The organism is Mesorhizobium sp. M2A.F.Ca.ET.067.02.1.1 (genome assembly GCF_004023285.1).
Lineage (GTDB): Bacteria > Pseudomonadota > Alphaproteobacteria > Rhizobiales > Rhizobiaceae > Mesorhizobium.
Map to the genome: position 1 here is coordinate 1 of NZ_RZSB01000173.1, position 9,219 is coordinate 9,219.

9 protein-coding genes and 1 pseudogene are annotated in these 9,219 nt (G+C 61.7%); 7 read left to right on the forward strand and 3 right to left on the reverse strand.

Annotated elements, in window-relative coordinates:
* The 4 genes and pseudogenes from EOA28_RS14425 to EOA28_RS14440 all read left to right on the forward strand — a co-directional run.
* A pseudogene (locus EOA28_RS14425) lies at positions 1–222 on the forward strand (GNAT family N-acetyltransferase); the annotation flags it as partial.
* A complete protein-coding gene (locus tag EOA28_RS14430; protein ID WP_127251109.1) occupies positions 219–1,214 on the forward strand; it encodes a Rieske 2Fe-2S domain-containing protein in 996 nt (331 codons plus the stop codon). The pseudogene EOA28_RS14425 and the gene EOA28_RS14430, both read left to right, overlap by 4 nt.
* Before the next feature lie 204 nt (positions 1,215–1,418).
* Complete coding sequence (locus tag EOA28_RS41145) at positions 1,419–1,553, forward strand: type II toxin-antitoxin system RelE/ParE family toxin (protein ID WP_348527721.1); 135 nt, start codon at positions 1,419–1,421, stop codon at positions 1,551–1,553.
* 1 nt (position 1,554) lies between these two features.
* Positions 1,555–1,860: an addiction module antidote protein gene (locus tag EOA28_RS14440; RefSeq protein WP_127251110.1), complete on the forward strand. Its 306-nt coding sequence runs from the start codon at positions 1,555–1,557 to the stop codon at positions 1,858–1,860.
* Between the two features lie 5 nt (positions 1,861–1,865).
* On the opposite strand, the gene EOA28_RS14445 is transcribed toward EOA28_RS14440, so the two are convergent.
* The 3 genes from EOA28_RS14445 to EOA28_RS14455 all read right to left on the reverse strand — a co-directional run bounded on the left by EOA28_RS14445 (position 1,866) and on the right by EOA28_RS14455 (position 4,654).
* Positions 1,866–3,023: a hypothetical protein gene (locus EOA28_RS14445; RefSeq protein WP_127251111.1), complete on the reverse strand. Its 1,158-nt coding sequence runs from the start codon at positions 3,021–3,023 to the stop codon at positions 1,866–1,868.
* Positions 3,024–3,113: 90 nt separating this feature from the next.
* Positions 3,114–3,536, reverse strand: a complete 423-nt coding sequence (locus tag EOA28_RS14450) for a DUF995 domain-containing protein (RefSeq protein WP_245484102.1) — start codon at positions 3,534–3,536, stop codon at positions 3,114–3,116.
* 206 nt (positions 3,537–3,742) lie between these two features.
* Positions 3,743–4,654: a glycoside hydrolase family 26 protein gene (locus EOA28_RS14455; protein WP_126078226.1), complete on the reverse strand. Its 912-nt coding sequence runs from the start codon at positions 4,652–4,654 to the stop codon at positions 3,743–3,745.
* A 546-nt stretch (positions 4,655–5,200) separates the two neighbouring features.
* Between EOA28_RS14455 and EOA28_RS14460 the strand changes: the two genes are divergently transcribed.
* The 3 genes from EOA28_RS14460 (at position 5,201) to EOA28_RS14470 (ending at position 8,948) form a co-directional block, all read left to right on the forward strand.
* Entirely contained in the window at positions 5,201–7,072 is a 1,872-nt protein-coding gene (locus tag EOA28_RS14460; RefSeq protein ID WP_127251113.1) for a cellulose synthase catalytic subunit, read from the forward strand.
* A 178-nt stretch (positions 7,073–7,250) separates the two neighbouring features.
* Complete coding sequence (locus tag EOA28_RS14465) at positions 7,251–8,309, forward strand: acyltransferase (RefSeq protein WP_127251114.1); 1,059 nt, start codon at positions 7,251–7,253, stop codon at positions 8,307–8,309.
* Positions 8,310–8,543: 234 nt separating this feature from the next.
* Positions 8,544–8,948, forward strand: coding sequence for a hypothetical protein (locus EOA28_RS14470; protein WP_126078223.1), 405 nt, complete (start codon positions 8,544–8,546; stop codon positions 8,946–8,948).
* Positions 8,949–9,219: the final 271 nt, after the last annotated feature.

Here is a 9,219-nt window from a genome sequence, read left to right on the forward strand (position 1 = left end):
GTGATGGCGGTGGCGCAGGATCACGCCACGGCGCGGGGCCTGTTCTTCAACATGAGCGCGGGCGCCGCCGGTTTCAAACGCCGGCGCGGCGCGGTCGCCGCGATCGAATACAACGCCGTCTATGCCGGGCATCTCCCGCTTCGCCAGCGCGTGGTGATCCGCGTCATGGAGACGGTGCTGGCGCTGATCGGCATTCCCCTGCTCAGGAGGTTCGAACTGTGAGTGAGGGCCGGCGGGAAGCCTTTTGGCAGGCGGTGGCGCTGTCCGCCGACATCGGCAAGCGGCCGAAACGCATTCTGTTTGATGGCGCGCCGGTGGTGCTGTTCCGCTCCGCGCAGGGCATCTCGGCGCTGTTCGACCGCTGCCCGCACCGGCTGGTCGAGCTGTCGACCGGCAAGGTGGTCGGCGGCGAGATCGAATGCCCTTATCACGGCTGGCGTTATGACGGCGAGGGACGCTGCACGGCGATCCCCGGCCATGTCGGCGCCATGCCGCATTACCGGGTCCGCCGCTACGCCGCGATCGAGCGCGACGGGGTGGTCTTCATCTCGTCCGGCACGCCCAAGGACGAGCCTTACCTGCATTGCATGCAGGGCAAGGATATCATCCTGCGGCGGGTGCGCTCGTCGACCCAGTCGACGGTGATCGATGCGGCGGAAAACATCCTTGACGCCACCCATACCCATTTCACCCATAAGGGCCTGCTGCGCGGCCTCACCTCGAAACGCCATCGGGTGCGGGTCGAGGTGACGGGCGGCGAGGGCTGGGTCGAGGCGAGCTACACCGGCGAGGAACGCCAGCAGGGCCTGATCAGCCGGCTGCTGGAAGGCGAGCGCGCCAAGACCATTGGCCGCTTCCGCCATCCCGGCATCGCCGAGCTCGAATATTGGGGCAAGGACGGGCTGGTACTGGCCACCACCTTCCATCTGCGCCAGGCCGATGAGCGCACCGTCGAGGGTGTCGGCTGGCTGATCGGCCGGCGCCAGGGCCTGCTCGGCGAGCTGAAAGCGCTGGCCTTCAAACCATTATTCAATGTCGCTCTTCAGCAAGACCGCCGGGTGCTGAAATCGGCGAGCGACAATGCCCGTTTCGCGCCGCGTGCCCTGCCGGTCATCGGCCCGCTCGACTTCCTGCGCCGCGACATCGCGGCGATCATGGAGGGGAGGACGCCGCCGGCGGCGAGCGGGCCGAAAGTGCATGAGATCGAGCTGTGAACTGAAGTTCACGCATCTTGATCTGAGCGTCTGCGTGAATTATAGTTCACGCATGATCGAGGTCCGGCAGACTGACGAATTCAGGAAGTGGCTGCGGGACCTTAAAGATATCCGAGCCGCGAGGAAGATTGCTCAACGGATCATTCGTGTTGAAGCGGGCTTGGCGGGAGACGCGAAGTTCTTCGAAGGTTCGGCGAGCTTCGGATCGACTATGGGCCGGGCTACCATGTCTATTTCATCAGGCGCGGTAACACGGTCATCATCCTGCTTTGCGGAGGCGACAAATCCTCTCAAGACAGGGACATCAGAAAGGCCAAGCAGATGGCAAGCGAGGTTTGACATGGCTCTCAAAACTACACCATTCGATGCCGCTGAATATTTCGACGATGCAGAGTCTCAGGCCGAGTTCCTTGCCGACGCGTTCGAGACCGGTGACGCAACCTATATTGCACACGCACTCGGCGTCATCGCGCGAGCTCGCGGCATGACCGTCGTGGCTAAGAACGCCGGTGTCACCCGGGAGGCGCTTTACAAAGCACTGAGCGAGAAGGGTGATCCGCGCCTCAGCACACTGCTGGGTGTCACCAAGGCACTTGGTCTGCAACTTGACGTGAAACCTATCGGCCCTGGCTCGCTCGGGGCATGAGCATATCAAACTGGCCCGTTCCACTCGATATCCCGCGTCGACGCCGCCTGCAGGCTGATCCGCTCACGCCACGCCATCCCGGCGATCTCCGCCAGCGCCGGCCATTGCGCCCTGACCGGGGCTGAATCGCCCGGCCAATCGAGCAGTTCCTGGCCCTCGCGCATCGACTTGCGGAAACGGGCGAGCCCGCCTGAACGAAGCGCCACCGGCAATCCATAGATCCACATCGCGAGCCGCACCGTTTGCGGCACTGTGACGTCCGGCCTGACTTCCGGACCGTCGCCAAGCACAGCAGCGGCAAACCGCGCCGGATCGCGGAAGAAATGCAGGCCGCTGACCGCCCGCGGATTGCATTCGAGCGGCAGCACGCGGCCCCCCGGCTCGCGCATCAGGTCGAAGGAGATCTGCCCGGTCCAGGTCGTGCCCGCGACGATGCGCTCGACCAGATCGCGTGCAGCCTCGTCCTCGACCCACTCGAAGAAGATGCCGGCGCCCTTGCCGGCGCGATAGGGAGAACGGTAGAGCGTCAGCGCCTTGAGCCGTCCCTCGCGCGCCACCGCATAGGCGCTGATCTCCTCGCCCTCGACGAAACGCTGCGCCACCCAGGGCATGGCAGGGGAGGGCGCGATCGCATCGAGGAAATCCGGTGTCGGTCGCAGCAGGACATGGCTGGCGAAGCGCGACCAGACCGGCTTGAACACCAGGTCGCGCGAGTGGCCGCGCACCGACTCCAGATCGTCGCGGGAATTGAGAAGCGTCGTCTCCGGCACCGCCAGGCCAAGCTGTTCGGCCAGCCGGATGAAGCTGTGCTTGTTGTGAACCTCCGCCAGCAACCTGATGTCGGGGGCGAACAATTTTCCCGGCATGGTCCTGCCGCGCCAGGCCAGCGCAAGGTGAAAGACTTCCTCGCAGGTCGGGATGACCAGTTGGACGTTTTCGGCTCTTGTCAGCGCTTCCACCGCATTCGCATAGGCCTGCGGCTCGAAGCGCGGCGGCGGCAGTCGATGATAGCGCGCGCAGGCCCTGCTCGCCGCCGCGACCGGCCGCGCCGGCGTGTCGGCCAGGATCACCCTGCGCCCGGCGCCGTGGACAAGGCGCGCCAGATGCAGCGCCACCGGCGCGCGCGCGCCGGTTATCAGGATCGTTCCGTCAGCCCCCGGCATCGGTCACGCGGTCGTTTCAGCCGCGACGACCGTTGCGCGAAATCGCCGTGCTTGGCAATCGCGCTACTTCAAGTCGAGCTGCGTCCGCGACTACAGCTCCGCCTTGAAGCGTTTCACCTTCTTGCTGGCATAGTCGCCATTGCGCAGGTCCGATTTGCCGCGGCGGTCCCTGAACTCATACCAGTCTCCGCTCGGAGATTTACGCTGGTAGATCACCTTGCCGGCCTGGCGATGCTCGAAGCAGCTCAAGGAGGTCTTGGCGCCCCATGAACCGCGCCAGGTAGCCCGGAAACACAGTTTGCCGCTGCCGGGCATGAACCAGATACCCTCGCCGTCGCTAGGCTTGTCCTCAGTGGACCAGGCCGTAAACTGCCGCTTGCTAACCGCAAAAAACGCGGCGCCATGGTTGCCCCAACGCCAGGAACGGTTCTTGTAGAGCTGATAGATGCCTTCTTCGGAGACGGCGGTGGCCTTCGCCGCCTTGTCGCCGATCCTGTTCGCGGCCTTGGCCATTGCGGCGTCCTGCAGGCCGATAACAAAAACGGAGCAGACCAGCGCCGCTCCGACAAACTTCCCCACTGCGCTTTTCACGATTTTACTCCGCCAACTGATTTACGCATACGCTTCACCCGCCGCCGAGCAGCTCGGCGGCAACCCCACTTCAACACCTTTAGCCGGAGCCCGTCCCGGTCTGGCCGGGACGAGCATGATCACGTCTCTTATGGCAAGACGTGCTGGGTCACCCGCCAGTCGGGCAGGCCATAGCCGCCCAGCCACGGCCAGACTTCCTTCTGGTTGAAGTAGACGACCGAGGTAAGGGCCGGAAACTCCGCATAGGACTTGCGCGAGTCGTCGGCCCATTTCGACACGTAGTCCTGCTTTCCGACATAGCCGAGTTCAGCCACGATAACCGGCTTGTTGAATTTCGCGACACGGTCATAGCCTGGCTTCAGCGTCTCTTCAAACGTCCGGTCGCGGCCGACCTCGTCATTGTCCTTCTTCTGCAGGCCGAACACCGAAAGGCCGATGACGTCGACATAGTTGTCGCCGGGATAGTATTTTTCCAGGCCTTCGACGCCCTTGGGCGACCACATGTATTTTGCCGCCGGCGCGGCCTTGCGGCAGACGTCCACCTCGCGCTTGTAGGCGGCGATCCAGTCCTTCGGCGCCCAGTTTGCCCAGGTGAAGCGGCCGTTGGTGTCTTCCATTTCCTGCGCCCAGCGGATGGTGACCGGGCTCTTCATCTGTCCGACGAGGTTGCAGATCGCCTGCATGTTGGCGTCGTACTTGCCGCTCAATATGCCATTCTTCAGCTCGGGCGGCGTGATGCGCCAGTCCTTCGACCATGTCCAAGGCTCGATGGTGATCAGCAGCGAACGGCCGCGCTGCTGGGCGTAGGCGTCGGCCAGCGGCAGTGTCGACAGGTCGACGTCTTCCCAAGGCAGGAACAGTTCCTCGATGCTGGCCGACTTGTCATTGCTGAAATCGCCATAAGGATCGTAGGAGCCGAACGCCGACGCGGCCGAGCTCGTCTTGATCGGATCCGTTCCCGTCTGCGAACCCGCCGACGCTGGCAAGGCCACGCTGAGAATAAGCGCCGACACAAGCGCGGTTGCTGTAGAGAGTTTCATACCCGCCTCCGATGGGCTTCAATGTCCCGCTGGACCTTGAAGCTTGCCACAACGTGCCGACTGAAGCCGGCACGCAAACCCAATATCGGTTTGCCGACGTGATGCGGGTTTTCTGAGCGACTAGAACTGGCACGTTCTACGCTGTGCCGTCCGTTATTGTGGTCTCTCCAACCTCTATAGCTGGATCTTGAGACGAGGTCGCCGCGATACTCACAAATTCGCGTCAACATTACGATATTAACCCTCTCTCATATGAGAGCCTATGCTCGGCGAGAGTCAAGCGCAATTAACCGTTACTTAACCTTATAGCTGCCGGTATGGTTAACGGAAGGTGGCTCGCGCTGGCCCCGTGCGTTTCACCTCAGCCGGGCGTTGCGGCCGCGCGCCGACCGTGAAGGTCGCGGAAGCCGCGGTTGGTTAACCAGTTTCCAATAAGCTTGGTTAACGAAAACCTAATTCTGTTGACACTGCATTAGCTCAAGCTGATTCTGTAGCGGGGATGAATGCGTTCGACCGGCTCAGCCGGGCGGACAGGGCGTGGGTAGTATGGGCGTATCTGGGGATGCCGGCGTTGTCGGCGGCAAAACGACGTCAATGGGCAAGGCTGGCGCGGTTTCGACCGGCCACGGCCCCAAGGGTCCTTATCTCGTGCCGGTGCTCACGCCGCGCCAGCAATTGATCTTGCGGCTTGGCCTTGCTTCCTGGTTCGTCGCGCTGGCTTTCTTCTGGTCCTGGTGGCTGCGGCCCGAGCATATCGATCATGTCGGGCCCTTTGCCTTCGCCACAATCGTGCTGGCCTGGCTGACCTTGATGCCGATGTATTTCCTGCTCAACGTCCATGCCTCGAGGAAGTCGTCGAAGCTGCACATGATCCCGAAGCATTCGCGCGTCGCCATGGTGGTCACCAAGGCGCCGTCGGAGCCTTTCGCCGTGGTGCAGCGCACATTGGAAGCGATGCTGGCGCAGGACTATCCGCACGACACCTGGCTTGCCGACGAGGATCCGACCGAGGCGACGGTTCGCTGGTGCGACGCGCATGGCGTGCTGATTTCGACCAGGCGCGGCCGCGAGGACTATCACCGCAAGACCTGGCCGCGCCGGACCCGCTGCAAGGAAGGCAATCTGGCCTTCTTTTACGACCACTACGGTTACGAGCGCTACGACTTCGTCGCCCAGATGGACGCCGATCACGTGCCGACGCCGACCTATCTGAGGGAAATCCTTTATCCCTTCGCCGATCCCGCCGTCGGCTATGTCTCGGCGCCCAGTATCTGCGACAACAATGCCAGCGAAAGCTGGGCCGCGCGCGGCCGGCTGTTTGTGGAAGGTATGCTCCACGGCCCCCTGCAATCCGGCTACACCAGCAACGGCGCCCCGCTCTGCATCGGTTCGCATTATGCCGTGCGCACCATTGCGTTGCGGCAAGCTGGTGGGCTGGGTCCTGAACTGGCCGAGGACCATTCAACCTCGATGCTGATCAACGCCGCCGGATGGCGCGGCGTCCATGCCATCGATGCAATCGCGAATGGCGACGGTCCGCAGACTTTCGCCGATCTGATTACTCAGGAATTCCAATGGTCGCGTAGCTTGACGACCATCCTGCTTGAATACACGCCGACATATCTGTCCAAGCTCAGCCCGAGGCTCAGACGGCAGTTCGTATTCTGCCAGCTCTGGTATCCCATGTTCGCCTTGTTCGCGATGGCGACATATATCATGCCGATCTACGCGCTTTTGTCGGGCGACAATTTTGCCAACGTGGCGTATCCGGAACTCCTTTTCTACTATATGCCAAGCGCGGCCATCCCGATTGCTCTGGTGATCTTTCTAAAGAGGTTAGGTCTCTCGCGTCCATTCTCGGCGAAGGCTGTCAGTTGGGAAGGGACACTCTTCCATCTGTTCGCGCGCTGGCCCTGGGTGATGGCAGGAACGCTGGCATCGGTTCGCGATTATCTGACCAAGTCATTCGTCGATTTCCGCGTCACTCCAAAAGGCAGCGGCCCAAAACACCTTCTGCCCGCCCGCGTCATCGTGCCATACGCCCTGCTTGCGGTTGGTGCTTCGTTGCCGGTTCTTCTTGTGGAGCATCCTTCGAGGGCCCTCGGTTTCTACTGGTTGGCCGCGTTCAATGCGACGATCTACGGATTGCTGGTCGTGGTGATAGTTGGCAAGCATCTGACAGAGAACAAGATTTCGCTGCGGCAAAACGTAGGCAAGTTTGCCCTGCAAGGATCGCTCGCCGCCGTCGCCGTATTAATCCCGCTGGCGGGATTTTACGATCGCGGGCTGCAAGGCATATATGGACTGCAGCAGGGCGCCGGCCTACACATCGTCAAGGTCAGGTATCCGGTTTCCGGTGCAGGCCGCGGCGAACTCGGAAGCCAAAGGTTCCGCTTTGATCCCGGTTGGGGTGAATGAAGCCTCAAGAGTCGAATGAATGGTCGAATGGAATGCCCGGAGACAGCTGTCGTTCATAGTTCAAATCCTATTCGGCGGACTCGCTTCTTTGGTGGTCGTCGTCGCGCGCGAATGCGTGTGATTAGTCTGGACGCGACGACGCTAAGCCCTGGCAAGCGGGCATCTCCTGCTCACCATCATGCCTAATCCCGAGTATAGGCCGCAGATAGACTCGCTGCGAGCGGTTGCTGTATTCGCCGTCATGTACTCGCACTTCTGGGATGAAGCCTCACCCTGGGGGCATTATGGTGTTCGGCTGTTTTTTGTTATCAGCGGTTACCTGATCACGGGTATCTTGATCCGATCGAAAGAAGTGGCCCGATCGCAGGGCGCTCTCGGAGTCATCCTGGTCTTCTATCTGCGGCGGGCCCTGAGGATTTTTCCGGCATATTACGTGATGCTGACCTTGGCGGCCGCCTTCTTGCCCGAAATCCGGACATCGTTGCCCTGGCACGCTGCCTACCTCTCCAATGTCTTGTTTGCGCTAAACGGTAACTGGGACCCCTGGCAGCTCGCCCATCTGTGGAGTTTGAGCGTCGAGGAGCAGTTTTATTTGTTTTGGCCGCTGCTGATCGTACTGAGCCCTCGTCAAACACTAATCCCGACGCTGATTGGGGTCATCCTTGCGGCAGTCGCCTTTCGGGCAGCCATCATGTTCTATCTTCCGGAAGGGCCGGCCCGTTACGTGCTGACGCCGGCCGCGTTTGACGCTTTGGGCGCCGGCGCCCTTCTCGCGGCGATCGAAGCTTCCAATCGACTGACCGATGTGCTGCGGTGGAGACTGGCGATAGCAAGCGTCGCGGCCATCGCCATCGTGGCGGTTTCATTCACGCTGCAGGCGGCCATGTTCAACTTCGTCCTCGGCGACTTCCTGACGGTCGTACCTTTGGTCGCTGTCGTGTGTTGGGCGAGCGCAGGTGCCAAGGGCCTGATCAAGCGACTGGCAGAGAACTCCGTTGTGCGATATCTGGGCCGGATCAGCTACGGGATCTATCTTTATCATTTCCCCGCACTGGCCGTCGTCTTCCTGTTCTGCGAATCCTTCGAGACGCAGTTTCCTCCGCTCGGTCCGATCCGGTTCGTGATTGCGGGCCTGGTCACGGTCGCGGCTGCCGCGACCTCCTGGCACTTGTTGGAACAACCGTTGAGCCGCCTGAAGGCGAGACTGTCCTACACAGCTACGCTGGCCAGAAATTGACCGTCGGCTTGGGCGGAAAGAGCGGCTGCCGAAATAAACGTTCGCATTTTAATAATAGTCGATAGAGTCGCGAAAGACCGCGCTCATCATCTCGTTTGCACGAATTTTAATAAGTCGCCTCTAATATTGAGCCATGATGTGAATGGCGGCGAGCCGTTCGCGTGGCGCGGAAGCCAAGCAAAGAGGGAATATATCCGCGCGAAAACAACGCTTATTTCGTGGCAGGGGACGACAATGAACGATTTCATGAAGGAAGCAGCGGCCGTAGGCAAGAGATATGCTTGCGCCATTGCCGCTCTTGCACTGGTCTCGATCGGGTCCGGTTGCCAGAGCATGGACACGATGAAGACCAGCTCGATCAGCATCGACCCGGCAGCCCACACCACCACAAAGAAGATGCAATATGTCATGAAGCATCGGCTGCATCGCGTTCACCGCAAGTCGCTGACGCAGACGTCCAGCGTGACGCGCGTGAGGGAAGAGGCTTATGCCACCTTCGTCCGGCCGCAGCCTGCTCGTGTGCCACGGCCCGTCAAGATTTCCTACAGCATGGGCAGCGTCGGTCCGCTGCTTGGCCATTCGCCGTGGATCTGCGGCCCGAGTGGCTTCGGCCAGCGCTCGGCCTGCCGGGCGCGCTAACCCACCCAATCCGTCGCCGGGGGGCGTGATCGCGGGGCAAGAGGGTATTTGCGTGCTGACGGCACTCTGCCTCTTGCCCTTCGGTTGCTCGCCCGTTGCGGTTCCGGCCGACGGACGCCGGCGGGATTACTTCCGACGCGCCTTCGGCTTTTCGACAACAGCCGCCTTGCTCGGCCAGTGCCAGCCGTCACCCTCGCCATGCGCGGGCTGCGGCCGCGCCACGTAGGCGAGCGCGCCGTTGGCCTCGAGATAGACGCGTGACAGCCTGTCT